This window comes from Paraglaciecola aestuariivivens, assembly GCF_052983255.1.
Map to the genome: position 1 here is coordinate 45,333 of NZ_JBRKBA010000004.1, position 26,044 is coordinate 71,376.

Annotated in this window: 26 protein-coding genes; 17 read left to right on the top strand and 9 right to left on the bottom strand. The window is 40.9% G+C overall.

Translation table 11 applies throughout. From position 1 onward, the window contains the following. Nucleotides 1-59: 59 nt before the first annotated feature. Together ACVCDT_RS07080 and ACVCDT_RS07085 are read left to right on the top strand one after the other, a co-directional pair. On the top strand, nt 60-845 hold the full coding sequence (locus tag ACVCDT_RS07080) for an ATP-binding cassette domain-containing protein (RefSeq protein ID WP_447132067.1): 786 nt from the start codon (nt 60-62) through the stop codon (nt 843-845). A gap of 11 nt (nt 846-856) precedes the next feature. Then, the gene (locus tag ACVCDT_RS07085) at nt 857-2,050 is read left to right on the top strand and encodes an ABC transporter permease (protein WP_447132068.1); all 1,194 of its coding nucleotides are present in this window, start codon (nt 857-859) and stop codon (nt 2,048-2,050) included. 86 nt (nt 2,051-2,136) lie between these two features. Here the strand turns inward: ACVCDT_RS07085 and ACVCDT_RS07090 are convergent, their stop codons facing one another. After that, entirely contained in the window at nt 2,137-3,051 is a 915-nt protein-coding gene (locus ACVCDT_RS07090) for a GGDEF domain-containing protein (protein WP_447132069.1), read from the bottom strand. Nucleotides 3,052-3,158: 107 nt separating this feature from the next. Here ACVCDT_RS07090 and ACVCDT_RS07095 point away from each other — a divergent pair, with 107 nt between their 5' ends. Then, nucleotides 3,159-5,138 carry a monovalent cation:proton antiporter family protein gene (locus tag ACVCDT_RS07095; protein WP_447132070.1) on the top strand — a complete coding sequence of 660 codons (1,980 nt, stop codon included), beginning with the start codon at nt 3,159-3,161 and terminating at the stop codon, nt 5,136-5,138. 38 nt (nt 5,139-5,176) lie between these two features. Here the strand turns inward: ACVCDT_RS07095 and ACVCDT_RS07100 are convergent, their stop codons facing one another. Further along, complete coding sequence (locus tag ACVCDT_RS07100; protein WP_447132071.1) at nt 5,177-6,208, bottom strand: DUF21 domain-containing protein; 1,032 nt, start codon at nt 6,206-6,208, stop codon at nt 5,177-5,179. A 245-nt stretch (nt 6,209-6,453) separates the two neighbouring features. On the opposite strand from ACVCDT_RS07100, the gene rimK reads away from it, so the two are divergent. Further along, nucleotides 6,454-7,359, top strand: a complete 906-nt coding sequence (gene rimK / locus ACVCDT_RS07105; protein WP_447132072.1) for a 30S ribosomal protein S6--L-glutamate ligase — start codon at nt 6,454-6,456, stop codon at nt 7,357-7,359. Between the two features lie 84 nt (nt 7,360-7,443). Here the strand turns inward: rimK and ACVCDT_RS07110 are convergent, their stop codons facing one another. Continuing rightward, complete coding sequence (locus tag ACVCDT_RS07110) at nt 7,444-8,757, bottom strand: mechanosensitive ion channel family protein (RefSeq protein ID WP_447132073.1); 1,314 nt, start codon at nt 8,755-8,757, stop codon at nt 7,444-7,446. Between the two features lie 145 nt (nt 8,758-8,902). Between ACVCDT_RS07110 and ACVCDT_RS07115 the strand changes: the two genes are divergently transcribed. Then, complete coding sequence (locus tag ACVCDT_RS07115; protein ID WP_447132074.1) at nt 8,903-9,586, top strand: hypothetical protein; 684 nt, start codon at nt 8,903-8,905, stop codon at nt 9,584-9,586. On the opposite strand, the gene ACVCDT_RS07120 is transcribed toward ACVCDT_RS07115, so the two are convergent. The 3 genes from ACVCDT_RS07120 to ACVCDT_RS07130 are packed head-to-tail and all read right to left on the bottom strand — an operon-like array spanning nt 9,583 to nt 12,549. Beyond that, the gene (locus ACVCDT_RS07120) at nt 9,583-10,851 is read right to left on the bottom strand and encodes a peptidase MATCAP family protein (protein ID WP_447132075.1); all 1,269 of its coding nucleotides are present in this window, start codon (nt 10,849-10,851) and stop codon (nt 9,583-9,585) included. The genes ACVCDT_RS07115 and ACVCDT_RS07120 overlap by 4 nt on opposite strands. A gap of 2 nt (nt 10,852-10,853) precedes the next feature. Further along, nucleotides 10,854-11,729 (bottom strand): mechanosensitive ion channel family protein, encoded by an 876-nt coding sequence (locus ACVCDT_RS07125; RefSeq protein ID WP_447132076.1) that lies wholly within the window; start codon nt 11,727-11,729, stop codon nt 10,854-10,856. A gap of 25 nt (nt 11,730-11,754) precedes the next feature. Beyond that, nucleotides 11,755-12,549, bottom strand: a complete 795-nt coding sequence (locus tag ACVCDT_RS07130; protein ID WP_447132077.1) for a DUF432 domain-containing protein — start codon at nt 12,547-12,549, stop codon at nt 11,755-11,757. 189 nt (nt 12,550-12,738) lie between these two features. Here ACVCDT_RS07130 and ACVCDT_RS07135 point away from each other — a divergent pair, with 189 nt between their 5' ends. The 4 genes from ACVCDT_RS07135 (at nt 12,739) to ACVCDT_RS07150 (ending at nt 15,874) form a co-directional block, all read left to right on the top strand. After that, the gene (locus ACVCDT_RS07135) at nt 12,739-12,966 is read left to right on the top strand and encodes a hypothetical protein (RefSeq protein WP_447132078.1); all 228 of its coding nucleotides are present in this window, start codon (nt 12,739-12,741) and stop codon (nt 12,964-12,966) included. 180 nt (nt 12,967-13,146) lie between these two features. Next, nucleotides 13,147-13,611 (top strand): YehS family protein, encoded by a 465-nt coding sequence (locus ACVCDT_RS07140; RefSeq protein ID WP_447132079.1) that lies wholly within the window; start codon nt 13,147-13,149, stop codon nt 13,609-13,611. Nucleotides 13,612-13,678: 67 nt separating this feature from the next. After that, on the top strand, nt 13,679-14,659 hold the full coding sequence (locus tag ACVCDT_RS07145) for a YeiH family protein (RefSeq protein ID WP_447132080.1): 981 nt from the start codon (nt 13,679-13,681) through the stop codon (nt 14,657-14,659). A 108-nt stretch (nt 14,660-14,767) separates the two neighbouring features. After that, nucleotides 14,768-15,874 (top strand): DUF2855 family protein, encoded by a 1,107-nt coding sequence (locus tag ACVCDT_RS07150; protein WP_447132081.1) that lies wholly within the window; start codon nt 14,768-14,770, stop codon nt 15,872-15,874. A 44-nt stretch (nt 15,875-15,918) separates the two neighbouring features. On the opposite strand, the gene ACVCDT_RS07155 is transcribed toward ACVCDT_RS07150, so the two are convergent. Next, complete coding sequence (locus tag ACVCDT_RS07155) at nt 15,919-16,407, bottom strand: DUF4920 domain-containing protein (RefSeq protein ID WP_447132082.1); 489 nt, start codon at nt 16,405-16,407, stop codon at nt 15,919-15,921. A 90-nt stretch (nt 16,408-16,497) separates the two neighbouring features. Next, the gene (locus ACVCDT_RS07160) at nt 16,498-17,007 is read right to left on the bottom strand and encodes a DUF2244 domain-containing protein (protein WP_447132083.1); all 510 of its coding nucleotides are present in this window, start codon (nt 17,005-17,007) and stop codon (nt 16,498-16,500) included. Nucleotides 17,008-17,109: 102 nt separating this feature from the next. Here ACVCDT_RS07160 and ACVCDT_RS07165 point away from each other — a divergent pair, with 102 nt between their 5' ends. The 3 genes from ACVCDT_RS07165 to ACVCDT_RS07175 all read left to right on the top strand — a co-directional run bounded on the left by ACVCDT_RS07165 (nt 17,110) and on the right by ACVCDT_RS07175 (nt 21,263). Further along, nucleotides 17,110-18,006 carry a sulfite exporter TauE/SafE family protein gene (locus ACVCDT_RS07165; RefSeq protein WP_447132084.1) on the top strand — a complete coding sequence of 299 codons (897 nt, stop codon included), beginning with the start codon at nt 17,110-17,112 and terminating at the stop codon, nt 18,004-18,006. 42 nt (nt 18,007-18,048) lie between these two features. Beyond that, nucleotides 18,049-18,891: a formate dehydrogenase accessory sulfurtransferase FdhD gene (locus ACVCDT_RS07170; RefSeq protein ID WP_447132085.1), complete on the top strand. Its 843-nt coding sequence runs from the start codon at nt 18,049-18,051 to the stop codon at nt 18,889-18,891. A gap of 86 nt (nt 18,892-18,977) precedes the next feature. Continuing rightward, the gene (locus ACVCDT_RS07175; protein WP_447132086.1) at nt 18,978-21,263 is read left to right on the top strand and encodes an FdhF/YdeP family oxidoreductase; all 2,286 of its coding nucleotides are present in this window, start codon (nt 18,978-18,980) and stop codon (nt 21,261-21,263) included. Here ACVCDT_RS07175 and efpL read toward each other — a convergent pair. After that, entirely contained in the window at nt 21,260-21,832 is a 573-nt protein-coding gene (efpL, locus tag ACVCDT_RS07180) for an elongation factor P-like protein EfpL (RefSeq protein ID WP_447132087.1), read from the bottom strand. The genes ACVCDT_RS07175 and efpL overlap by 4 nt on opposite strands. Before the next feature lie 123 nt (nt 21,833-21,955). Between efpL and yoaA the strand changes: the two genes are divergently transcribed. From yoaA to ACVCDT_RS07205, 5 genes are all read left to right on the top strand, one after another. Next, nucleotides 21,956-23,899 (top strand): DNA repair helicase YoaA, encoded by a 1,944-nt coding sequence (gene yoaA, locus ACVCDT_RS07185; protein WP_447132088.1) that lies wholly within the window; start codon nt 21,956-21,958, stop codon nt 23,897-23,899. Continuing rightward, nucleotides 23,896-24,579 (top strand): tRNA (adenosine(37)-N6)-threonylcarbamoyltransferase complex dimerization subunit type 1 TsaB, encoded by a 684-nt coding sequence (gene tsaB / locus ACVCDT_RS07190; protein ID WP_447132089.1) that lies wholly within the window; start codon nt 23,896-23,898, stop codon nt 24,577-24,579. Before yoaA ends, tsaB begins: the two co-directional genes overlap by 4 nt. Nucleotides 24,580-24,655: 76 nt before the next feature. Continuing rightward, on the top strand, nt 24,656-24,958 hold the full coding sequence (locus ACVCDT_RS07195; RefSeq protein ID WP_447132090.1) for a hypothetical protein: 303 nt from the start codon (nt 24,656-24,658) through the stop codon (nt 24,956-24,958). A 108-nt stretch (nt 24,959-25,066) separates the two neighbouring features. Continuing rightward, on the top strand, nt 25,067-25,687 hold the full coding sequence (locus tag ACVCDT_RS07200; RefSeq protein ID WP_447132091.1) for a Slp family lipoprotein: 621 nt from the start codon (nt 25,067-25,069) through the stop codon (nt 25,685-25,687). A gap of 37 nt (nt 25,688-25,724) precedes the next feature. After that, complete coding sequence (locus ACVCDT_RS07205) at nt 25,725-25,961, top strand: hypothetical protein (RefSeq protein WP_447132092.1); 237 nt, start codon at nt 25,725-25,727, stop codon at nt 25,959-25,961. Nucleotides 25,962-26,044: the final 83 nt, after the last annotated feature.

Below are 26,044 nucleotides of genomic sequence, written 5' to 3' on the forward strand. Positions count from 1 at the left end.
AATAAAACCAAAAAATCAGCGACTATAAGTTGCAGGCGGTCACTCAATAGGAAAACGGAATGATAGAAATAAAACAATTGGCAAAAAAATTTGCTGTGGAAAACCCTAAAAAGCTCAGTGAACAAGAGAAAAAAGATCCGCGTCTAAAAGGGCGCTTTTTCCATTCGGTACAAGATGTTTCTTTTACCTGTCAAAAAGGTGAAGTGTTAGGTTTGCTCGGACCTAATGGAGCGGGTAAAACCACGACTTTACGTATGTTATCAACGGCACTTAAACCAGATGCTGGTAGTGTAGAAATCAATGGCGACAATGTATTAACTAACCCGGTTATTGCGCGTAAAAAAATTGGATTTTTATCTGGCTCTACTGGCTTGTACGGGCGCTTAACAGGGCGTGAAAATATCCATTATTTTGGACAATTGCATGGTATGAGTGAAGCAGACATTCTCACCCGCATTGAACATCTAGCCGATTTGTTAGATATGCATAACTTTTTAGATAGACGCTCTGAAAACTTTTCTACAGGCATGAAGCAAAAAACCGCCATTGCCCGCGCAGTAGTACATTCACCTGAATTAGTAATTTTAGATGAGCCCACCACTGGGCTAGATATTATGGCAACACAAACCGTACTGGATTTTATTCGTGGATTAAAAAAACAAGGTACCCCTGTGATTTTTTCTACCCACCATTTAGATGAAGTAGAAGAGTTGTGTGACAAAGTGACTGTGATTGATCAAGGTAGCACTATGTTTGATGGGGATATTGCTAGCTTTAAAGCCTTATCTTCAGGCTCGTTACATCAATCTTTTATGGCCGCCATTCAATCAACTGCTAGCGAATAAGGATAACAATCATGTGGTTAGTATTTAAAAAAGAAATAAAAGAATTACTCCGCGATCGTAAAACCTTGTTTTTTATGATTGCGTTACCTTTGCTTATTTTTCCAATTATTTTTGGGATAGTAGGTTTTGTCAGCAAACAAGCTATAGATAAGGCCGAAACCAAAGTCTTAAACTATGCCTTAGTGGGGGGCGAGTATGCTCCGCAGATAGTGACCGACTTACAACAGCCAGATAAATTTAAGCGTGTAGACATAGAAGCAAACGCAGATTTTGCTCAGTTGATCCGTGATGATAAAGTCGACTTTGTTTTAGAGATCCCCGCTAACTATTCTAATGATGTGTTAGAAAATGGCCAAGCAAACCTTAAACTGCATTTTAACGATGCGGGTTTAAATCTGGTGTATAGACGGGTTAATGACATAGTAAAAAATCAATCTGAGCTATTCCAACAATCAGCCTTTACTCAGTTAGGTTTAAATGAACAACAACAAACTGCTTTAATCAAACCCATAGTATTAGAAAAAGTAAATACCGCAGATGATCGCGAAAACTGGGGTGAAAAAATTGGCGGTATGTTGCCTTATCTGTTGTTTATTATCTGCTTAACTGGTGCCATGGCGCCGGCCACAGATATAGGGGCTGGGGAAAAAGAGCGCGGTACCTTAGAAACTTTACTGATTTCTCCCATAGACAGAAATAAAATCGTAATGGGTAAGTTTTTAACCATTGCTTTTGCTGGAACCATGACAGCACTAATTACAGTGGCGAGCATGGTGATATGGGGCTTAGTGTTAAGCCAAGGCATGGCCATTAAGTTTGTGGCCGATTTTATGGCTCAAATTGCCATGTTAGACTTTTTATTGATTTTCTTAATGTTAGTACCTGTGGTGGCAATCTTTGCTGCGGTATTACTGAGTATTTCGATATACGCTAAGAGCTTTAAAGAGGCACAAAGTTATATGGGGCCTATGACTATATTTGTCATTATTCCTATTATGATTTCACTACTACCTGGGGTAGAACTAAAAGGTGCCTGGGCTTGGGTGCCTATTACTAATGTTTCTTTAGCGATGAAAGAGTTAGTGAAAGGCACTATGGATTATTTCCAGCTTTTTGCTATTTTTGGTTCCACTGTGGTGATAGCTGGCGCTTTATTTGCGTTTTGTGTGTATTGGTTCAACCAAGAAAAAGTGCTGTTTAGATAAACCTTAGCTTTTACCTAATAAGCCATGCAATGATGCATGGCTTTTTTTGGCAACTTGCCAGTGAAGTAAATATTAAGGTGGCGTGCTTATGCCGCTCGGGTGCAGTTTTTGCCGCCTTTTTTGGCTTCATACAAAGCTTGGTCGGCGCGAGAAAATAACCCAATGGGTGAATCTTGGGTTTCAAAAGTCGCGCTACCAATACTGCAAGATATATTATGCAGTTGCAGCAAAGGGTGGTGCAAAATGGCTTGGCGAATACGTTCGGCAATTAATCCATTGATAGGGCTGTCGGCATCTGGCAGCAAACAGCAGAATTCATCACCACCAAATCTAAAGGCAAAGTCTGAATCACGTAAACAGTTTTGAATAGTACTGGCGCAGGCTAGCAGTACTTCATCGCCTGTATGGTGACCATGTACATCGTTTACTTGTTTAAAGTTATCCATATCTAATATCAGCAACCCAAATGGGTTACCACTGCGCTGGGCTTGATTAACTAACCTAACCATAGACTCATTATAACTGGCTCTATTACCTAAGCTGGTTAAAAAGTCTTTCATCGCAAATTGTTTAATTTTGTGATGCTCTAAGGCGTTTTTGAAGGGATAACAAAAGTGCATATGCATTTGTTGCAATATTTGCCAATCTCTAAGGCTTAAGGGCTGCGTAAGGGAATAACCCATAGATGCTAAGGTGATTTTATCTTCTTTACATTTAAGGGTTTTGCTGTGGCTGTTTTCTAACCATTGGCCTAAAGCTAGATGCGTATCTTCAAACTGGATTTTTATCCCAGACAGCGGTAGGGTTGAGGTTAATTGCTGAAAATACACCTCAGTTAATTTAGGTAAATCTATGGTAGTGAGTAACTTTTGGATAAATCTATTCAGTGTTTGTTGATCTAGGCCTTGTTTACCGCCCAAGCCTAATCTTTGACTAGATTCGTCAAGACTTAAATAGGGTTCAGCGACATTGGGGTCGTAAAACTCATTAAGTTGTTCCAATGTTCTCTCCCGCCAAAAAATTGGCTAATTGCTATACAAATTGGTTCTTAGCTAGCACACAGCAAATACCGTGCCTAGCTAACAAAAATAAAGGTAGTAGATCGGCTATGCATGGAAATTTAGGCAACATCCTTATTTTAATGTCTGTTGCAGTAACCACAGTTTGGTTATTTAAGCGGATAAACTTACCGCCCATTTTGGCTTATTTATTTTGTGGGATAGTGGCAGGGCCAGATCTTTTGGCTCTATTTGAGCACCCTGAAGACATGCAAAACTTTGCCGAGCTCGGCATAGTATTTTTACTTTTTTCCCTAGGTTTAGAATTTTCCTTGCCGCGCATGTTAGCCATGCGCCACTTAGTGTTTGGTGTTGGCTTAGCGCAAATGTTAGGTACCAGTGCGGTATTTATGTTGGCAGCTTGGTTAATAGGTTTTGATGTAAAAGCCGCTTTGGTAATTGGCGGTATGATTGCTTTATCTTCCACCGCTATAGTCATTAAACAAACCTCAGACATGGGGATTTTAAATACTTCAAGAGCCCAAATAGCAGTGAGTATTCTATTGCTGCAAGATTTAGCAGTAGTGCCATTGTTGATTTTGGTGCCTTTACTAGCTGCCGATTCTGAACAAAGTTTAGCTATAGCCATTTCTATGGCATTTTTAAAAGGCTTATTAGTGGTGGCTATTTTAATGTCTATTGGTAAATGGGTATTACCAAAAGTCTTTAGCGAGGTGGCGCGTACCCGTACCGACGAGCTCTTTGTTTTAACCACTATTTTAGTGGCTTTAATGGCTGCAGGCTTAGCCTTTTCTTTTGGCTTGTCTATGGCGTTAGGGGCCTTTTTAGCTGGCATGATGTTAGGTGAAAGCCAATACAGGCATCAATTAGAAGCGGATATTCGTCCTTTTCGCGATATTTTGATGGGGCTATTTTTTATCACCATAGGCATGCGCTTAGATTTAATAAACCTGCCTTCACAGTTGCATTGGGTGGTGTTAGGCCTAGTGGTGATTATGGGGCTAAAAGTATTAATCATTAAAGTCTCGGCCAATCTTTTTAAACTAGGCCCACAAGATGGTTGGGCTGCTGGAATCAAACTTTGTCAAATGGGCGAATTTGGTTTTGTGTTGGCAGCACTGGCGGTTGATCACGCCATTTTAACGTCACAACAAGGCTCGTTATTTTTAACTATTGGGGTGATCAGTATGGCCATGACACCTTGGTTAGTGGATAAAAGCCCAATTATTGCCAAAATGTTAAGCTCGCGCCAATTAGACACATCTGGGCTTCAACCCTTATCTAGTCATAGCGAAACCTTAGTCGACCATGTGCTCATTTTTGGTTATGGACGAGTGGGGCAATCTGTTAGTCGATTATTAAAAATCGAAGCCATTCCCTATTTAGTGGTTGATGCGGACCCGGTGCGAGTACAAGAAAGCCAAAATGCCGGAGAGCCCGTGTTTTTTGGTGATGTAAAACAAAAAGACATTTTGCGTACAGTTGGCATTGAACGGGCAAAAATGGTGTTAATTACTTTTGATCAACATGAAAAAGCCATGAGTGTGATCCATCTGATCAAAAGCTTATACCCTGATTTGCCTATAGTGGTACGCACCAGAAAAGATTACCGAATGGAAGAATTACTTGGGGCTGGTGCCTTTCAAGTGGTGCCTGAAATTCTCGAAGGTAGCTTAATGTTGGTCACCCAGGTGTTGCAAATGTCGGGCGTTCCTATGTCGCGCATTCTCAAACGGGTGCGTAAAGAGCGCAAAGCCCACTACGCTAATATGCATGGTTTTTTCCCAGGTGAAACCACAGAAATGGATTACGTAAAGCAAGATAAGTTAGAGTTTTTACATGCGGTGATTTTAACCCCTAATGCTTATGCGGTAGGCAAAACCCTAGACCATTTAAATTTAACTAAATGGGGTGTTAAAATTAAAGGCTTAAGACGCGATAATCACGAAATTGCAGAGCCTGACCCTATGGGCATTTTACTGGCAGAAGATATTTTAGTGATTGCCGCGAAACCCCATTTAGTAGAACGTGCTGAGCGCTATTTGTTAGAAGGGAGTAAGCCTGACTAAGTTAACCATTAAGGTTGGGGTGTCAGGCTTTTTTGGGATCAATTACTTTGGTTACTGCCAATGCCTTTAAGTAAGCGGCCTAATATATCGGCACCGGTTATTACTCTTGGGTTGTCGCCAGTCCAAACTAGTATCACATCGGCATGTAACACTTCATCTGAGTGAGGCTCAAGGTCGTGGGCCAGTTTAAGTTTTTTCATGGCTTCGCCTAAAGAGCAGTTTTCATCTTCAATAATTAATGGACGGTGGCAATAAGCATAAGGGTCTTGGTTGGCTTCTTCGGTGATAGTCGCGCGAATAAAACCATCTGCATCTAACATTAATAAGGGAGTGTTTTCTTCATCCATTAATAATACCCATTTGTGCCCAGAACGATTCACCGCTTGGCTAAACTCGGTAAATTCTGGTGTGTTAGGCTCAGGTAAAATGGGTAGGTCTAGTTTACATGGCAAAACAATCATACTGTTAGGGTCGAGACTTTCGCCTTCTTGGCTAACGGTTATTTTGTCTACTTGTAAAAAGTTTAATGCCCCAACACCTTGTACATGCTCCATGTCGGTTTCTTCAGATTCAATATGCGCGTTAATAATGGCGGTTAATTCTTTTTCACGAAAATAGGTAATACCTTCACGACCTAACCAGCCATCTAGAATCAGTGCAGTTAATTTGGCCACCGGAAATAATAAAATTTGATAAAACTTAATCACAGGGGTGAGAACCGAGGCTACTTTTAAGGCGTTACGTGAAAAATAGGCTTGTGGGAATATCTCACCTAAAAAGGTAATAGCGACAGTTGAGAATAAAAACGAATACATACCTGCTAATACAGAATCAGACAACAGGGTTAGCAATACGTTTATGGATACATTGCCCCACAAAATGGTCGACAATAAAAAGTTAGAGTCTTCGCGCATCGACAAAATAATTTGCGCGCTGTGATTATTTTGTTTGGCTTCTACTTCAAGTTGCAACCGACTTAAACTGAAAAATGCTAGGTTTAAACCAGAAAAAATCGCCGATTGAGTAATACAAAAAGCGATGCCAATCCAAATTAAAATTTCATAAGTCATTGATTTAATTCTGCTATTTAGATGTTGTTAAATAATAGTATGCCCTTATTTTAGGGCTACCAGTTAAGGATTTTTTTATCTGGTCATTTTTTTATGTGAGGCTATCACAATTTTGTAGGTAAACATGCATTGTTATGCAATCATGCTACGTTTTATTTTTATTACAGGCTAAGCGTAAGCTTAAGTTTAGGTCTAGTATTGGTTCATCACCTTCGATGGTTGGTGACCAACAAAGTAGGTAAGTTATGAAAATTGGAATTTTGTCGCGCAATAAAAATTTATATTCTACCAGTCGGCTTAAAGAGGCTGGCTTAGCGAGAGGTCATGAAGTTGACATCATTGACACCTTGCATTGTTACATGGATATAACCAGTAGTAGACCAGTGGTGCGTTATAAAGGTAAAGAGTTACCTCAATACGATGCCATTATTCCGCGTATAGGTGCGTCAATTTCGTTTTATGGTACAGCTGTGGTCAGACAGTTTGAAATGACCGGCAGTTTTTGTGTAAACGAATCTGTAGCCATCAGTCGCTCACGCGATAAATTACGCTCAATGCAATTGTTGTCTCGAAAAGGCGTAGGATTACCCCGCACAGGCTTTGCTAATCGACCAGATAACATTAAAGATTTAATTAAAAATGTGGGTGGTGCGCCTTGCGTAATTAAATTGCTTGAAGGTACGCAAGGCATTGGTGTGGTGTTAGCAGAAACCGCTAAAACCGCCGAAGCTATAGTTGAAGCCTTTATGGGCTTAAATGCTGACATCTTGATCCAAGAGTTTATTAAAGAAGCTGGCGGCGCAGATATACGTTGTTTCGTAGTAGGTGACCGAGTAGTTGCTGCTATGAAAAGGCAAGGTGCAGAAGGGGAGTTTCGCTCAAACTTGCACAGAGGCGGCTCGGCGGTACTGGTTAAATTAACCAAAGAAGAGCGCGCCACAGCTGTCGCTGCTGCCAATATCATGGGCTTAAATGTCTGTGGGGTTGATTTGTTACGCGCCGAACGTGGTCCAGTGGTAATGGAAGTGAATTCGTCACCCGGTTTAGAAGGGATCGAAAAAGCCACCCAAAAAGATGTCGCCGACCTGATATTTCAATTTATCGAAAAAAACGCCAAGCCACATAAAACCAAAACCCAAGGTAAAGGCTAGGGCAAAGCTTTAGCACTGCTTAAACCCTTAAATTAACAAAGGCCAAACAATTTGTTTGGCCTTTGTTTTATGCAAAAACTTAAATTAGTTTTTTGTTTGTTCTTCTGGGTTAAGAATACGTACTTCGCGTTGAGGGAAGGGAATTTCAATACCATGTTCGCGTAAGGTTTCGAAGATAGTTAATAATAAGTCACCGCCTACGCGATTTTTACCATCATCTATACCGTACATCCAAAACTCCACAAACATATTAATGCCAGAATCACCAAAGCTATCGATTTCGCAGTCAGGGCGTTCTTCAAAAGGAATATCTTCACCACTGATCACTTGAGGGTGCTCTGCTACCGCTTCTTTAATAAATTCCACCATAGCTCGCACATCTGTGGCATAAGGCACAGAAAAATCTACTCTGTAACGCTGTTTGGGATCTTTGTGAGTCCAATTAATCATTAACGATGAAATGAACTTTTCGTTAGGAACTAAAATATCTTTGCCATCGTAAGTTTCAAGCACTGCGTAACGCATGCGAAATTCGCGCACAAAACCTTTTTGTCCATCGTCTAACTCAACAAAATCCCCAACAGTTAATGAGCGGTCGAGTAAGATAATAATGCCGGATATAAAGTTAGAAGCGATAGATTGTAAACCTAGACCTAAGCCTACACCCACAGCACCACCAAATACTGCTAAGGTGGTTAAATTCACTCCCATTACATTCAGCAATAACAAAATAACTATACAGAATAGGCCTACTTCGTAGAGCTTGGTAAAGACTTCTTTGGTGGGGATATCTAACGAAGCTTGTTTGCGAATAACGGCTTTACCAAAGTTATTTGAAACCCGGCCTAACCAAAATAAGAAGCTACCAAAAATTAACACCCGTGCCACACCGTAGGCAGAAATGCTCACGTTGCCCACATTTAACGACATTTCTTCAAGGGCACCAATCACAGTGGATAGTTGCCCAGATAGATGCAAGATCAAAATTGGTAAGCCTATCCATCTAAACAGCGAAGCGGCAAATTTGTGTTGAACAAAGGCTCTAATCAAGGAGTTAAAAAATAACAACACAGCAATAGCTAAGGCGGTTTCAATTAACCAAGGTGTGTAGGCTAAGCTTTCCCCTGCTTTAGTCGACACTTGTAATAAAATAATCGCCACTAAAGGAAATAATATGCCCCCTATACGGTAGCCTAGCTTGCGTACAGGATGGGCAGTGTCGTCAGGTTCGTTGTGGGTTAAGCCCACGCCATGACGAATTTTATAAGCTAAAGCAAAGGACACGGCATAAATAATCACTATTGCTAAAAGCTGTAAATAGGTATTACTGTCAACTAATGCCAGTTCAACTCTTTGTATAGACTCATCTAAAAAGGTTGTGAATGAATTGGCGGTCATAAAGGTTTACTCGTTAAGCATAAAAGTTGTCACTATGAATGAATAAATGCTTGTTGCCTAGTAGAAATGCATGTATTGCTGTATTTTAGGATGCATTCTATTTTTTTAATTTCAAAAGAATAATTATTTAAAAGAAGACCTTAGATTGCAAAAAATTAATCGCGTTAAAAAATCCTTGGTGTTAGCTAGCGTTTTACTTGCACCACATGCACTAAGTACCGAAATGGATTTAGGTTACGACAGCCGTTACGTTAGCGAAGGGCGCAATAACTTAGCCGGTGAAGGGATTACCTGGTTACAGTTAAGTCATCAGGTTAATTCTACCTTCTCTGTAGTGAGCTTGTATGGCGTATCTGATGTGTATGATGAATTCAATCTTGGATTGGTTTATGCCAATAGTTTTAAGCAAATTGATTATTATGTCAGTTATACCCATTTATCGTTTTTTAAAGATGACCAAACAGATAACGAAATTGGCTTTGGGCTAGGCTATGGGCCGTTAGATTGGTTAAATTTAGCCCTAGACACCACTTACAGTGTTGAAGCAGAAGGGGCCTTTGTTGAAGTGAGTGCCAATTCATCCTATGCCATTACTCCTTATTTAAGCCTTAACCCTTATCTAAAATTTGGGTTTGATTATGGGTATGCCAGCGACACGCACCGAGGATATAACCACACCGCAGTAGGCAGCATGTTGAGCTATCAGCATAGTGACAAGCTAGGATTAAATTTGATACTGGAACATAACCGTTTAAGTTCGTCAGTACAGGGCCTTACCCAGCAAAAAAATAATAACTGGGCAGGGCTGCATTTAGTCTATCAATATTAACTGCTGGCTTTAGGAATACTGTGTAAAAGGTCATCGTAATGGGCGTAGATTTTTCCTACGTCCATCTTGTTTAAAAAGCCCGAACAAGTTAAATAGGCTAATAAATATCGGGCATCTTTTACCCAAGGCGGCAGGTATTTAGGTGCCATACATAAGCCCATTTTTTCTAATTTATATAAAACTGGGATGTCTTCTATGTCTAACTTGCCGCAAAACAATAGCCTTAGGCAATCGGCTCTTCCATTTGCGGCTATGGCTTTTAAAAAGTTATGAACACGTATTAAGCCCTCTAGGTAAACCCCATCTTTAGTAAATGGTGCACCACCTGTTAAAACTCCACCACGAAAGACTCTACGACTATTTTCGTAGGCCTGAGACTCACTGCCAATTCGACCTAAAAAGTAATGATAGACCTCTAAGAAGTCGGCTCCTTCAATGGCCATTTGTATGGCAATAATGCGATCCGCTAAGCGGCGTAATCTGTCTAAATCGATAGAATTGGTAATATATTCTGCAAATACCGCTAAGCCTTCTTGGGTTTTGGTGGTGCCAGGGTGCCCAGCCGCCAATATTTTTAGGTGTGGTTGATTTAAGCCATTAATAGAGGTGGCAACATGAATATGGGCTTCGTGGTTGATCAATTGTTGGGCATCAAGATCAGTAAAACAGGCGGTTTTTCTGATCCGAATTAACTTAGGACTAGCTAAGGCATTGGCCGACAGTTCATCAACAATTTCTATTTTAGGCGCCTCATCGCCAAACATATTTTTCACCGCAATTTGCATTTGTTCGGCTATGCCCGAAGCTAAGTAACAAACAGGAGCAGGTGCGCCTAAATCGTAATTTGCATAACTGCTAATTTGTTTGTCGAAGCTGGTGGCCAACTCTAAAGGGGTAGATTTATTATCAACAAAAGGGTTAGTGGGTTTGCCATAAAGTTTTTCTGAAAAGTGATAAAACTTAGCCGTACCAGTAGAAGCCATCATTAGCGCACTGTATTCTAGCTTTACCGCAATTCTTTCTAACCACTTATCTACATCTGACGTGCCTAATAGTGCTCTGGCATCTCGCACCGCATCTAAGGTGGGCTGAGGGTTAAACTCTGGATAACTGATCTCAGGCAAGGCTTTTGCTTGCGTGGCAAAAAACTGACGTTTAGCTTCTCTAGGCCATTCAACATGGCTCAAAATGCGAATAGATTGGCTGGCGCCATACAGTAGTGAACTGACAGTTTGAATTCGCTGTTTTTCAGTTTCGACAGACATGCTTATTTATCGTCCTTAGTATGGTTAGCCTCTGGGTTGGTTTTATTGTCTTGCACGCTAATAGGCATAGGCTTACTGGCTTCACCTGCATACACACTGATATGCGGAAAAGGTATTTCAATGCCCAATTGGTCAAAAGACTTTTTAATCTCTTGGTATATAGTATTTTTTAACGCTAGAAAATTTTCGCGTTTGGCCCAAACTGAAAACTGAATATTGACAGAAGAACTACCAAAGCCCAATAAAATAAACAAAGGAGGGGGTTCGTCTAAACATAAAATGTTTTTAGTGGCTATATTGGTTAGCACTTCACGTACCTGCTCTATATCTTCTTTGTAGGCAATGCCAATTTGTAGATCGGCACGGCGGATAGGAAAGCGGGTAAGGGTTGTCACTTGGCTTTTAATCATGGACTCGTTTGGAATACGCACAAATAAGTTTTCGAAGGTACGGAGTTTTACAGACAATAAATCTATTGAGATCACTTCACCTGTAGTTTCGCCAACGCGGATAACGTCACCAATTGAAAACGGCCTTTCCATCATTAAAAATATGCCACTGATTAAATTCGAGGCAGAGGTCTGAGAGGCAAAGCCTATGGCCACGCTTAAAATACCAGCTGCACCTAATACCACACTTAAATCAAAACCAAGTTCACGTAGGGCTGAGACAAACATTAAAATGAAAATGCCGTAAAAAACCGCGCGCCTAAGTTGTACTCTTCCATGGGGGCCTAAATTGGCTAGCTCTAAGCGCATGATTGCGGCACTGGCTAATTTTGCTAAAAAGTATCCGACCACTAAAATAATAACGGCTTTGCTGATAGCAAATAGATGTAATTGTTCCATTAAGCTCATGGCTGAAGTGCTGTCTGGCATCATTTTCTCCTATGACCAGTAGAGGCTAATTTAATAAGTCTTTAATCGACTTTACAAAGTGATGGCTGTCGGAAATTTGCCTAGCCTTAGATACTAAATTTTGGCTGTTTTGCATGCTATCAGGATGCTCTGGCCTAAGTTTTAAACCGGTTTTTTTACTGTCGTTGTGCTGAGTGATTTCTATTTCTTGGGTCCAAAAACCGGCTTCTTCTGTGTGATATAGAGATAAAAAGGGCACGGGCAAATTGATCCTATCTATTTTTAATGGATCTGTGTGCTCGTTATGAATAATCACTTTAGTAATGGCTCGGTGTGAATATTTTTCTAATAAAGTTAGATTGACTCGCGCATCGGTATTTTTGGCGTAGCAGAGTTCACCTTGCATAGTATTGGTGCCAAACCACGAATCTGAAGGCCTAAAAAAAGGCATATCAATTATGGGTAAATGGTTGTCTGGATTAATTAAACCAAACCATAAAGGCGAACTCACGTACAGCTCAGCATGTTCGTTAGGTAATATGTTTAATCTGGCTGAAGGTCTAGCTACCACTGAACGGTCGGCTAATTTAGGCTCAACTATGATATTTGGCATAGTATGGGTAACTAAATGTCTAGAGAAGTTTATGTCTTTTAATGAAGCATTAGATTTTAGGCTTTTTAAAACAATAGCTTTATTTTGCTCTATTTCACTGGTTTGATCCCAGACTATCCACTCTTTTTCTAGGCGTTGCACACTTATTTTGCGCTCCCCAAGCCCCCATTGTTTTATTTGCTCAACAGAGAATGGGATGTCTCCCCACCACTTATTTTTACTAGCCATGCATTCTCCTAGCCAGATTAGATTAAGTTACTCACTACAACTAGCATATATCACAAAGCATAATTTCCGACTAACATTATGCGCGGTTTTATCAACAAATACCTTTACTTAAAAAACTAAAATAAAATCTTGCACAAAAAAACATCAATATTATACTGTATGTATAAACAGTGTTTGTTGGAGGGTTTTATGAACTGCGCAAATGGATCTCAATTTGATTTATCTCAATATGCTTATCGTCATAGTGTTCAGTTAGTGCTTGATGATTTGGCAACAGGTTTATGTAAGCAAAAAACGCTAAGCAGAGAAGGGGACCCATTGTTGTCTAGAATGGATCAATTAAGAGCTTTGGCTAAAAAGCTGCAAAAAAACAAAATGAGTACGCAAAAAAATCAGCAAAGCAGTTTTTGTTTTTAACTAAGCTTAAGACAGGTATTTTATACCCTGTAAAATTAAATCTGGATTGAGTGATTTAAGGGGGGGGGTATATTGAATCTAATCTGGACTTTTAGGAATTAAGTCGGGCATTCATTTTTAAAACCTATAAACTAGGTTTACTATCTTTGTGCTAATCCTTACATTTATTTTAGGAAGTTTATGATCAATAACGATGTATTACGTCGAGTCCGTTATATTTTCGATTTTAACGATGCAAAAATGCTTGAGATTTTTGCTCAAGCTGATTACCCCGCTACCACCGAACAACTTCATTCCTGGTTAAGAAAAGACGATGACCCGGCCTTTGTTGCTATCACCGATTTACAATTTTCTTTGTTTCTAAATGGCTTAATAAACCATAACCGTGGCAAGCGAGAAGGGGTAGAAGCACCAGTTGAGCGCCGTTTAACCAATAATATTATTTTTATGAAGTTAAAGATCGCCTTAAGTATGCAAGCCGAAGAAATTTTGTCTGTGATGGAACTAAGTGGCTTTAAAATGAGTAAACATGAACTCAGTGCTTTGTTTAGAAAACCTGAAAACCGTCAATACCGCTTATGTAAAGATCAAATATTGCGTAATTTTTTAAAGGGCTTACAACTTAAAATCCGTGGTGATGGGTAATAGTAGTAAGGCTTAATTGCGGCGTTATGGTTTTGGCTCTTAGTTGGCATTAAAGGTTGAGTAAAAATTGATTGTGCTTCCAGGTTTTTTTCTAGCGGTATTGCTTGGTGTGATTGCTTGGCTTTTAAGCCAGTATTACAATGGGCCTGTGATGCTTTTTGCCTTATTGTTAGGCATTGCTTGGTCTTTTTTATACGACAATACGCGATTTAAGTCTGGGATCGACATGGCTGCAGGCAGTGTTCTACGTTTGGGCGTGGCGCTGCTTGGATTACGCGTGGCTTTTAGTGATCTTACCGCCTTAGGTTGGCAAACCGCTTTAGTTTTATGCCTGGGTATTATTAGCACGCTATTAATTGGAGTGGGTTTAGCCAAAGCTTTTGGTTTGCAAAAACGTTTTGGCGTACTAACCGGTGGGGCAGTGGGCATATGTGGTGCCTCTGCAGCTTTGGCCATTTCATCTGTACTACCTGCAAGTAAAGCGCAAGAGCGAGATACTTTGTTGACCATTGTATGTATCACTGCTTTATCTACCACAGCTATGCTGGTTTACCCGATTTTAGCCAGTTTTCTTAATCTCACTCCAACCCAAACCAGTATCTTTTTAGGGGGCACCATTCATGATGTGGCTCAGGTGGTAGGGGCAGGGTACTCTGTTTCTGAGCAAACAGGCGACTTAGCCACCTTAACTAAACTGGTTAGAGTAGCGTTTTTAATGCCAGTTGTTTTGTGTATTGCTTGGGTGATCAAGCGTAAATTTATTCATAACACTTCAACTTCAGTTAATAATGCCCCAGTTGGCATACCCGCATTTTTAAGCGTATTTGTGATCCTAATGGTGCTAAACAGTGTGGTAGATGTGCCACCAAGCATGGGGCTGTTAGCAACTGATATATCTCGTTTTGCGTTAATTATTGCTATGGCAGCTATAGGTTTAAAATCTAACCTTAGGCAGCTACAAAGTGTTGGAGTTAAACCCATTTTGTTGGTGGTGTTAGAAACACTTTGGTTAGCAGGCGTAATATTATTGGCGTTAGCTTATTTGTAAGGCCTATTGACCTTCATTATTTATTTTCATTAATAAATGTGATGCCTAAGGGCAGCTAATTCATCTTATACTCTTACCATTCTCACACCTTAATAAAAGCTAACCCCTATGCCTAAGAGTATCTGTCAAATTTGGACGAATAAATCTAATCTAAATGAAACAAAAATTGTTGAAAAACCTTACTCTGAAGATCAGCTTCAAGCAGAGGAAGTGCTGTTACAAGTAGAAAGCTTAGGGTTTTCGGCTAACAACATTACCTATGCGGTGTTTGGTAGCAAAATGGGCTACTGGGGCTTTTTCCCTGCCGATGAACACTGGGGTATAGTGCCTATGTGGGGATTTGCCACAGTTCTTGAGTCAAAGCATAGCGAGATTAAAGCAGGGGAAAAAGTGTTTGGTTATTTGCCTATGGCCTCTCATTTAGTGATCAAAGCAGGCAATATTTCTGCCAGCCATTTTTTTGATGTGAGTGACAACCGAAAAAGTATCTCACCTGTATACGATAACTATGTGCGCTGTGCTAATGATCCTAGTTACCGCGAAGAAAACCAAGCTTGGCAACTAAATTATCGGCCATTATTTATGACCTCTTTTGTATTAGATGACTTTGTTGGTCAGGCTTTAGTGGCCAGTGAGCCATCCATCCAACAAGTGATATTAACCAGTGCTTCCAGTAAAACTGCCTATGGCACCGCGCACCTTTTACAAAAAAATAAAGATCAGCGCGGCAATGATTATCAAGTTATCGGTTTAACATCAGAAAAAAATAAAGCTTTTACCGAGCAGTTAGGGTGTTACGACAAGGTTTGTAGCTATGCTGAAATAGCAGGCCTAGCCTTAGACTTAGGCACTTGGGTGTTAGACTTTGCTGGAAATAAAGCTTTATTACTGGCCTTGCAGCAACAATTTAATCACCCGCAAAGCAAAATTATATTAATTGGCTCAACAGACGTAGATGCACAGCAGCATAAACCTAATGGTCAGATAAACAGTGAGTTTTTCTTTGCGCCAGATCAGGTTAGAAAACTAACTAAAGCCTGGGGCCAACAAGGGTTAGCAACTAAATACGCCCATGCCTGGCAGAACTTTTCGCAACATTTAAGCGGAAAAATTACTCAGGCCAACTACCATGGGCCACAACAAATTCAAGCCCTATTCCAACAAGGGCTAAACAACCAGCTTAATAACCAACATATTAATGTCTTAACTTTTTAAATTGTTAGGCGGCCTAAGGGTTTTAAACTTAAAGTTAAGGCTGTTTATTGGCTTACCGAAAGTGGAATTTTAATGCTGTCTGCCACTATTTCGTATACCTCACCTATGGGTAAGGCTGAGAGTTTTTCAGTTAGGTCTTGCTGGTAATGTTGGCTTTGCGCCTCAGTACGTTGTTTTTTAACTAATTCACCGGTTAATTCTACGGTTTTATCACTACTATCAGTGGGAATAAAAAAGCCATAATCGCGAAAGGCAACGCGTATGACATGTTGATTTTGTTGCGCAATAAAAAAGCAACCTTTCTTTTTGCAAACCTTGGCAATTCTTGTTTGCATTTTAAACGTTTTACCTAAGTATTGCTCAGGTGACTGGCTGAGCGTATCTAGGCTAACGCTTGGCAGTTGAGCATTAAAGTGGGCGCCAAATGTTTCGCTTTTATGGTCTGCTGCTATAGGGTCAGACAAACGAATAACTTGTGCATTTAGGCATGCATGACTAGCAAAAAACAGTAGAAAAAATAAAATAACTCGCATGAACAGCCCATCAGTTAATTTGAGGTGAATAAGTTAATTTAACAAGATAGTGACGCATTGGGAATCTTATTTGCTCGCAGCTAATGAGCCTTAGTAGCTGGTGTGCTCTTTCCACCATTTGTTACTCAGTATAGGTAATTTTGCTTGTTTAAAATGTTGTAATGCCATCAACCTATCGGGTTGATTTAAAAACTGGCCAAATGGCACCACCTTTTGACCGTCTGCTAAACACATATATGAATGCTCAAAAGGCGTGTCGGCTTCTGTAGTAGTTACTAATAATGACGCTTTGTTAAAGCTACACACTCTTTGTGGATAATATAATCCTGCCTGAAATATGACTTTATCTGGATAAATTGTAATAACTTGCTTTTGATAAGTGGCAAGTGATCCTCGATACATTAAAAAAGCTAAAAGTCCTGCTTCTAACCCAGCAAAAGGTAATATTAACCAAGCCCCAGCTAGCGTCCAGATTAGGGCAATCATCATCACAAAAAGTGTGACTAAAATAATCGCGTGTTTAGTTTGCTGCCATGAAGCAGAGCGGTTTGGTTGTAAAATTAAAGTCAGTACATTTTGCTGACGTTTTAGTTTGACCATAGTGGGTGGTTTTACTCATTAAATAATGAATTCTTTTTGTTTCTGTTAATTAATTCTGGCAAAGTCCATTTTCAAATTTTTAGTATAGGACATGCATAGCTAATGTCGTTTTTATCTGCAATTAGAGCCTGGCATTGGATCTTTTTGCTTCTATGGGTAGCGCTAGTCGCCTATCAGCCTCAACCTCAGGTACTACTCCAAGAGTATTTAGGGTTCTCGCTTTTAGGAATTTTAGGTGCCTTATTCGCCAACTCTACTGGTGCTGGTGGTGGTGTGGTATTCATGCCATTTTTTAACCAGTTAGAATTTTCGGTCATGACTTCGGTGGCCACTAGTTTTGCCATTCAATGTTGTGGCATGACAGCAGGCGCGTTAACTTGGTGGGCTTATCAACAAAAACTCAAAATTCACCAAGCAGAACTTGCAGGGCAATGGCAGGCCTTAGTAAAAGTATTAATCATAGTGGTGCCCAGTGCTTGTGTTGGCTTATGGGCAGTACAATATTCTGCAAATTTTCTTGAACAATTAACCGATACCACTGGCCTACATACAGGCTTTGGGGTGTTTTCAATGTTATTGTCGGTAGCCATCATTTTTACTATTTATGCGCTGGCCAATACCCCTATAAAAAGTCAAGCTAGTGTTGGTGACCTAATATGTTTAGGGCTTTTGGCCTTGGTAGGAGGCGCTATTACAGCTTGGTTATCTATTGGGGTAGGTGAGCTTATTGCGGTATATCTGATCATGCGTGGTTTTAATGTGACCTTTTCAATTGCTTTAGCAGTGATGCTAAGTGCATTTGTGGTTTGGGCTGGGGTGATATTTCATGTGTTGGTAAGCCAAGCCATTTATTGGCCTGTGGTTTTGTTTGCCGGATTGGGGGCTGTGTTTGGGGGAATATTGGCCAAACAGTTAGTTTTGTACTTTTCTGCTAAACGCTTAAAGCTGTTTTTTGCGGGATGGATTTTTATTTTGGGTTTAAGCGCGTTACCTTTTTAAACCTTATACGCCGGTTTATTAAAAACGTAAGTGGAGTACAACTTGGCTATCAAATCTTATGTAATTAAAAAGTTCTCTGGGCAGCCTAAACAAGAGCTAAAGCAACTGGATGAAGTCGCAGTCGAAGAGCCGCTGCAAATTTGGCTAAAGTCTTTAGAAGGTCATAATCAAACGCAGTTATTATTTACCACTATGCGTACACCCGGAAACGATCTTAACTTAGTCAAAGGATGGTTGGTAACTAGTGCAGTGGTGCAACAGGCTGACGATATCATCTCAATAGTGCATACGGGGTCTGGGCGGCTAAAACAGCAAACGACTAACCAAGTTTTGATCACCTTAAAAAATGCAATCAATTGGCAATCATTACAAAGGATTGAAGTGGCCAATTCAGCTTGCGGAATTTGTGGGCAACAAAGCATTGAGCAACTATTAGAAAAATTACCCATAGGCACTAAACAGCCCACTGCACCTTTCACTTTTGATGTGACTAAGCTATTTCAGTTAACCCAAAGCTTAAATCAGCAACAAAGTGTATTTGCTAAAACTGGCGGCATACATGCTGCCGCTTTGTTTAACAGTGATCTGCATATTGTTGATGTGCAAGAAGATGTGGGTCGACATAACGCCTTAGATAAGTTGATCGGGGCTAACTTAGCCAACTTATGGCCCCAACCCTATGCGCCATTAGGCTTATTATTAAGCGGTAGAATTAGCTTTGAATTAGTACAAAAAGCGGCCATGGCAAACCTTGGTTTGATTGTGGCTTTAGGTGCACCATCTAGTTTAGCCATTGATTTAGCCAAAGAATGTGACATCTGCTTAATTGGTTTTGTTAAGTCTTCTGGGTTTAACTGTTATGCCGGCAGTGACAAACTTAGCTAATGCTAGTTGGGTATAGGTTTGTAAAGCTGCCAACAAAATTATGCTAGGGTATAAAAACTTATTTGCTGGGTGTTTATTAAAAAGCCATGTCTAAAAACAATATTCACATAGTTGAGCTGACTACCACTCCTGCTAAAAAGTGGGCCGCAGGCTTGCCTGCCGTGTGGTCTGCATATAAAAACGTGACCAGTAAAGTCGGGGCACTACAAGGCCCTAAGTTGTTAACTCAATTAAATCAAATACAAGGATTTGATTGCCCAGGTTGTGCTTGGCCAGATCCACTAGATAAACGTGCGACCTTTGAATTTTGTGAAAATGGAGCCAAAGCTGTGGCTGATGAAGCCACCCAAAAGCGCGTTGATGCTAACTTTTTTGCCCAATTTAGTATTGAACAACTAAAACAAAAATCTGATCGTTGGTTGAATGAACAAGGGCGATTAGTTGAGCCAATGTATATGCCACCGGGGGCGACGCATTATCAAAGTATTAGTTGGTCGCAGGCTTTTGCACTTATCGCTAAGCAATTAAAAGAGTTGCCCAGTCCAGATCATGCCGCCTTTTATACATCAGGTAGAACCAGCAACGAAGCGGCCTTTTTATATCAACTTTTTGTTCGCCACCTAGGCACTAATAATCTTCCCGATTGTTCGAATATGTGTCACGAATCCAGTGGCGTGGGGTTAACCGAAACCATAGGAGTTGGAAAAGGCACAGTCAGCCTGGCTGACTTAGAAAGTGCCGAGGCGATTTTTATTTTTGGTCAAAACCCTGGCTCAAACCATCCACGAATGTTGACTTCACTGCAAAAAGCCAAGCGCCAAGGGGCAAAAATTGTAGTGATTAACCCCTTAGACGAAACTGGCTTAATTAGATTTAAAAATCCTCAAGAACTACAAGGCATTATTGGTCAGGGTAGTGCCTTACGAGATTTACACTTAGGGGTAAAAATTAACGGTGATGTGGCTTTTTTAAAAGGCTTATGCAAGTCGCTGATATTACGCCACGAAGCTGGCGAGGCGTGTTTAGATACTGATTTTATCGCACAATATTGCCATAATTATGCGGCCTTTAAACAAGACATTTTGGCTACCTCATGGGCTGATATTGTTAGTCACAGTGGACTTAGTCAACAACAAATTGAACAAGCCGCAGATATAGCCTGTGCCTCCAGCAAAACTATTTGTTGCTGGGCAATGGGCATGACTCAACATAAAAATGCGGTGGCGAATATTCAGCTAATCACCAACTTTTTAATGCTGCAAGGTAACTTAGGTAAAGCGGGAGCTGGGGTATGCCCAGTGCGGGGCCACAGTAATGTACAAGGTGACCGTACAATGGGGATTTGGGAAAAACCTTCAGCGGCTTTGTTAGCGGCTTTAGCTACTGAATATCAATTTGATGTTCCCCAAACCCCAGGCTACGACTCAATAGACACCATACACGCCATGGCCGAGGGTAACATTCAGTGTTTATTTGCCATGGGAGGAAACTTTTACCGCGCTACTCCAGATCATAGTGCCACCCAAAAGGCTTTAGCAAAGTGCAATTTAACCGTACAGGTATCTACCAAATTAAATCAGTCGCATTTGTACACAGGTAAAAGTGCTTTGATTTTGCCTGCCTTAGGCCGCACAGAAATCGATGAACAAGCATCGGGTATTCAAACCGTTACTGTAGAAAACTCTATGGGGGTAGTGCAAACCTCACATGGTAAGTTGCCCCCTGCATCACCTAGTTTAAAAAGCGAGGTGGCAATAGTGGCGGAGTTGGCGGCTTGCACTCTAATCAATAGCCAAGTGAATTGGTTGCAGTTAGCCCAAGATTATCGATTGATCCGCGACCAAATAGCCAAAGTGATACCGGGTTTTGAAAACTTTAATCAAAAAATTGAACAGTTTGGCGAGTTTGTGTTGCCTAATGCGGTGCGTGATAAACGCCAATTTTTAACAGCAACTGGTAAAGCCAATTTTGTGGTGCATGCCATAGAGCCAATAGACGTACCGTCAGGCTGCCTGTTAATGATGACCATTAGAAGTCATGATCAGTTTAATACCACTATTTATACCAATAATGATCGTTATCGCGGTATTTATGGCAGTCGTAAAGTGGTCTTGGTTAACCCAGATGATATGGAAGAGCAGGGGTTAAAAGCTGGGCAGAAGGTGACCATTTGTAGTCATTGGCCGAATGAAAAAATACCAGTACGCCAGATCCAAGACTTTAGTGTAGTGGCCTTTGGCATACCAAGAGGTTGTGCGGGCGCTTATTATCCTGAAACCAATGATCTCATTCCATTAAGCAGTGTGGCAGATAAAAGTAATACGCCCGCTTATAAGTCTGTGGTGATAAGCCTACACAAACAAAGTAGTTAAGAGTCGGCGCGGCTTATAAACTTAGACTCGGCTGTGTTAACTTTGATTTTTTCACCGTTTGCAATGTACTCGGGAACTTGTACCACTAAACCTGTGGTTAAAGTTGCGGGCTTAGTTCGGGCGCTGGCAGAGGCACCTTTGATAGACGGGTCGGTTTCTGCAATGACTAACTCTACTGCAGCGGGAAGTTCAATGCCAACGGGTTTACCTTCAACTAATAAGACCTGCAAACCTTTAGTATCTTCAGTGATAAAAGGTAGCTCTTCACTTATGGTGTCTGTGTTTAAAAAGTATGAGCTGTAATCTTCGTCATCCATAAACACATATTCATCGCCATCAACGTACGAGAAACTGACTTTTTTGCGTTGAAAATCAATCAGGTTTAGTACTTCATCGGCCTTAAAGCTTTCGTCTGCTTTGGCACCTGTGCCTACTTCATATAAGCGCATGCGATACAAGCTGGCACCTGCACGCCCACTTGGGGTAAGTTTATTAATATCTTTAACTAGGTAAGATTTTCCATTGTGCTCTATGGCGGCATTCTTTTTAATTTCACTGGCTTTTGGCATGCTTGACTCTCAAAGTGGATTTGCGCCAAAAAATAACATGAAAACAAAATTAGGCAAGAGAAGTTGTAATTTGCCATAATTCCCACCTTCGTATTTGCACCCAGCTAAATTTTTTAAGGCGCTATGTCAAAAACTTCATCTTTGTTTGCCGCTGATGGCGAGTTATCTAAGGCCATTAGTGGATTTGTGCCACGTAAAGCGCAAACCGACATGGCAGTAGCGGTAGAAAAAACCATAAAACAAAAAGCGCCGCTTATTGTTGAGGCAGGCACAGGCACAGGTAAAACCTTTGCTTATTTAGCCCCTGCTTTGTTGTCAGGTAAAAAAACCATAGTCTCAACAGGGACCAAAAACCTGCAAGAGCAGTTATTTCACCGCGATTTACCTTTGATTAAAAAAGCCCTTAAATCTACCGGTAAAACCGCCTTATTAAAGGGCCGGGCGAATTATTTATGCTTACACAGATTACGCCAGCATAGCGGCAATAGTACTTTACTGGAACGCTCTACACTGGATGAGTTAACTCAGGTGCGTCAGTGGGCTTCGGGTACAAAAAGCGGTGACATGGGAGACATGAAATCCTTAAAGGATGATGCCAAAATTTTACCTTTTGTCACCTCAACCGCAGATAATTGTTTGGGCAAAGATTGCCCTGACTATGAAGACTGCTACATGGTTAAGGCTAGGCGCAAAGCTCTAGATGCTGATGTGGTTGTGGTTAATCACCATTTGTTTTTTGCAGATATGGCGTTAAAAGACACAGGTTTTGGTGAGTTAATTCCTGAAGCAGATCTCGTGATTTTTGATGAGGCGCATCAAATCCCCGATATTGCCAGTGAATACTTTGGTGAAAGTTTATCTAGTAGGCAGCTGCATGATATTAGCCGCGATATAGATCTCTTGTATCGCACAGTGTTAAAAGACGCCAAACAATTACAAGTAGCAGCGGATAAGTGCAAAATGTTAGCCGCTGATTTGCGCATATTGTTTCCAGAAAATCCGCAAAAAGGCAATTGGCGGCAAATGCTAGAACAGCCTGAAGTGCAAAAACAGGTGGGTAAACTCACCGATGCCTTAGGGGTATTGCACGAAGTACTTAGGTTACATATAGGCCGAGATAAAGATTTAGATAACATTTATGAAAGGGTGTCAGAAGCTAAAGGCAAGTTAGCGAGTTTAACCGACACCACTAAGTTAGGTGTGAGTCTATGGTACGAAACCACCATGCGCCATTTAGTGTTGCACTTAACGCCTTTGAGCATAGCCAAAAAATTTGCAGACTTTATTGCAGAGCCTAAGCGCAGTTGGGTGTTTACCTCTGCCACCTTGATGGTTGATGGCGGCTTTAAACATTTTCAACGGCAAATGGGCTTAAACAGTGCCAGTACCTTAGCCTTAGATAGCCCCTTTGATTACCCTAAACAAGCCATGCTTTGTGTGCCGCGTTTTTTACCCGAGCCCAATGCTAAAGACATGCGCGCAACTTTGTTAGAAATATCAGTGCAGTTAGTCAAAGCTAGCCGTGGGCGCTGTTTTTTACTCTTTACTAGCCATGCTACCCTCAATGCTATTGCCGATAAGTTAGCAGATAAAATCAGTAACCCAATTTTAGTTCAAGGCTCAACCACCAAGCGGGCTTTATTAGAAAGTTACATAGAGAATAAAGATGCCGTACTGCTAGGTACAGGTGCATTTTGGGAAGGGGTTGATGTAAGAGGCGATGACTTAACCTGTGTGTTAATTGATAAGTTACCTTTTGCCTCGCCAGATGATCCTTTATTACAAGCGCGCATTGAAGATTGCCGAAAAGCCGGTGGCAACCCCTTTGCTCAATTACAAATTCCACAAGCGGCCATAGCATTAAAACAAGGTGCAGGCAGACTAATTAGAGATGAAAGCGACAAAGGGGTACTGGTTATTTGTGATAACCGCTTAGTCACAAAAGACTATGGTAAAGTTTTTATGGGCAGCTTGCCTGATATGCATAGAACCCGAGATCTAAACAAAGCCATCGCATTTTTACAAAGTATCCATAGTGAAAAAGACCAACTTGAGATAACCCAATGAACATTTTAGTGATAGATACTGCTACCGAAGCCTGCTCAGTCGCGTTAGAAATAAACCAACAGGTTTTTCATCGTTTTGAAATTTGTCCACAGCAGCATAGTCAGCGTATTTTGCCCATGATTGATGAGCTGTTAAAAGAAGCCAATTGCCAGCTACAAGATTTAGATTATTTAGGCTTTGGTCGTGGTCCTGGTAGTTTTACTGGTGTACGCATTGCAACAGGTATTTTGCAGGGATTAGCGTTAGGCATGCAATGCAAAGTAGTTGGGGTTTCTACTTTAGCCGCAATGGCGCAACAAGCCCTTGCTCAAGAGCAAAGCCAAAGTGTCATTGCTGCCATAGATGCACGTATGTCTGAAGTGTACTTTGGTCAATATCAAGCACAAAATGGCTTGATGGGCTTAGTCGCAGAAGAGCAAGTATTGGCACCCGAAGACGCAATAGCCATAATGCAACAAAGCAGTGGTGCTGGAGTGGGAACAGGCTGGCAAGCCTATCCAAAATTATGCTCGCATAGCTCTGTGCAACCCTTGGCTGAGATTTTATACCCTAACGCGCTGTATATGCTGCCCTTAGCTAAAGCACAAGTAGAGCAAGGCCAAGCGGTAGAAGTGGAAGATATTCAACCGGTTTATCTGCGTGATAAAGTCACATGGAAAAAACTTCCTGGCCGAGACTAAAAAGTGGAACAATTCTTGTATTCAAGAATGCTTTAAACACTGCCCTTAAGTAAATTTGACAGGTTAGGAAGTCGTCTTGAGTATTGAGTCAGTATCTTCACTAAAAGCCTCAGAGATAGGTCGTGCCACTAAAGGCAAACCCAATGTGGCTAAAGTTGAACCCGCTAAAGCGGATCGCGCTGTACCTAATCAGGTCAGTGTTATTCGTGCTGGTGGACAGGAAGCCTTTGAAAAAGCCGAAACATTTAACCAGTTTAGTTCTAGTACCTCAACCAACAGTTTGCACGAAAAATCAGCCATAGCTGCGTATCAAAGCATGTTAAAAGAGCAACAAAGACAAGATATTCAATTATTGTTAGGCGTAGATACCTTCGTCTGATCCTTTCCAGCTTTAGCTTAATATAAAAAGTATGTTAAGTTCAGTGACAGTTCAGTTAAGATAAATCAAACTACAAAGTAATGGTTCGCCACATAAAAGAGGTAAAAAATGATCCGTTTTAGTATGTTAATGAGCCTAGTATTGTTAATGGGTTGCTCGACTTTCCCAGACAAAATTAAACTCCCAGACAACACTCAGCTAGTGAGTTACGAAGAAGCATCGGCCAATGCAGAGCAAGTCACGGGCAAGATGATCCGTTGGGGTGGGGCCATTGCAAAAATCGAAAATAAGCCTGATTTTACTGTATTTGAAATGGTGTATTACCCACTTAATGGCTATGGCCGTCCTATTTCTGACGACGAAAGTATGGGCAGATTCAGGATCAAAGTAAAAGGTTTTATGGATCCTATGGTGTATAAAGTAGGGCGCTTGATGACCTTTACTGGTGTCTTAGGAGAATTAGAAAAAGGCATGGTGGGTGAACACAAATATGTATTCCCCAGTGCCCAGGCCAAAGGTTATTATTTATGGAAAAACGTTCAACGTATTGATGTAAGTGGTGTGCACCTGTGGCATCAAGATTATTGGTATGGCTATTATCCACGCCCTTATCACAGACGCTATTTTATACGCGCTTCGGGTGAAGTCAGTAATCATTCTGCCCCGGCTAACCGACCTAGCGTTACTACTTACCCTAAGCCAATAAAAACTCAAAGAGACGAAAAATAAAACCAAGCTCATCAGTATTGATACAAGGAGTAAGAGTATGAAACTAGGTAAAGTGATAGCGATTTGCAGTGTACTATTGTTGGGCTGTAGCCAAACGCCAGGGCACGACCAAGCCTCTGCTAAAGAGAGTTCGTCTAGGTTATTAAATGAAAAGCCGGCTTTTGCAGAACGCGGTAAATGGGGTTGGCCAATGAAAAGCAACAGGGAAAGAGAGCAGGAAAAACGCGAACAACAAGCGTTTAGAAATGACCCAAACAGAAAAACAAAGGATTAAAACCATAGTGTTTTGATGTTTAAATTCGTTTAAAGTGAGCGGATGTTAATTGCCTTTATTGGCAGTGTTTTTAAAAAAGAGCG

Coding starts and splice junctions, on each gene's coding strand:
- ACVCDT_RS07080 (WP_447132067.1), top strand. CDS start 60: ATGATAGAAATAAAACAATTGGCAAAAAAATTTGCTGTGGAAAACCCT.
- ACVCDT_RS07085 (WP_447132068.1), top strand. CDS start 857: ATGTGGTTAGTATTTAAAAAAGAAATAAAAGAATTACTCCGCGATCGT.
- ACVCDT_RS07095 (WP_447132070.1), top strand. CDS start 3,159: ATGCATGGAAATTTAGGCAACATCCTTATTTTAATGTCTGTTGCAGTA.
- ACVCDT_RS07100 (WP_447132071.1), bottom strand. CDS start 6,208: ATGACTTATGAAATTTTAATTTGGATTGGCATCGCTTTTTGTATTACT.
- rimK (WP_447132072.1), top strand. CDS start 6,454: ATGAAAATTGGAATTTTGTCGCGCAATAAAAATTTATATTCTACCAGT.
- ACVCDT_RS07110 (WP_447132073.1), bottom strand. CDS start 8,757: ATGACCGCCAATTCATTCACAACCTTTTTAGATGAGTCTATACAAAGA.
- ACVCDT_RS07120 (WP_447132075.1), bottom strand. CDS start 10,851: ATGTCTGTCGAAACTGAAAAACAGCGAATTCAAACTGTCAGTTCACTA.
- ACVCDT_RS07125 (WP_447132076.1), bottom strand. CDS start 11,729: ATGCCAGACAGCACTTCAGCCATGAGCTTAATGGAACAATTACATCTA.
- ACVCDT_RS07130 (WP_447132077.1), bottom strand. CDS start 12,549: ATGGCTAGTAAAAATAAGTGGTGGGGAGACATCCCATTCTCTGTTGAG.
- ACVCDT_RS07135 (WP_447132078.1), top strand. CDS start 12,739: ATGAACTGCGCAAATGGATCTCAATTTGATTTATCTCAATATGCTTAT.
- ACVCDT_RS07140 (WP_447132079.1), top strand. CDS start 13,147: ATGATCAATAACGATGTATTACGTCGAGTCCGTTATATTTTCGATTTT.
- ACVCDT_RS07150 (WP_447132081.1), top strand. CDS start 14,768: ATGCCTAAGAGTATCTGTCAAATTTGGACGAATAAATCTAATCTAAAT.
- ACVCDT_RS07155 (WP_447132082.1), bottom strand. CDS start 16,407: ATGCGAGTTATTTTATTTTTTCTACTGTTTTTTGCTAGTCATGCATGC.
- ACVCDT_RS07160 (WP_447132083.1), bottom strand. CDS start 17,007: ATGGTCAAACTAAAACGTCAGCAAAATGTACTGACTTTAATTTTACAA.
- ACVCDT_RS07165 (WP_447132084.1), top strand. CDS start 17,110: ATGTCGTTTTTATCTGCAATTAGAGCCTGGCATTGGATCTTTTTGCTT.
- ACVCDT_RS07175 (WP_447132086.1), top strand. CDS start 18,978: ATGTCTAAAAACAATATTCACATAGTTGAGCTGACTACCACTCCTGCT.
- efpL (WP_447132087.1), bottom strand. CDS start 21,832: ATGCCAAAAGCCAGTGAAATTAAAAAGAATGCCGCCATAGAGCACAAT.
- yoaA (WP_447132088.1), top strand. CDS start 21,956: ATGTCAAAAACTTCATCTTTGTTTGCCGCTGATGGCGAGTTATCTAAG.
- tsaB (WP_447132089.1), top strand. CDS start 23,896: ATGAACATTTTAGTGATAGATACTGCTACCGAAGCCTGCTCAGTCGCG.
- ACVCDT_RS07200 (WP_447132091.1), top strand. CDS start 25,067: ATGATCCGTTTTAGTATGTTAATGAGCCTAGTATTGTTAATGGGTTGC.
- ACVCDT_RS07205 (WP_447132092.1), top strand. CDS start 25,725: ATGAAACTAGGTAAAGTGATAGCGATTTGCAGTGTACTATTGTTGGGC.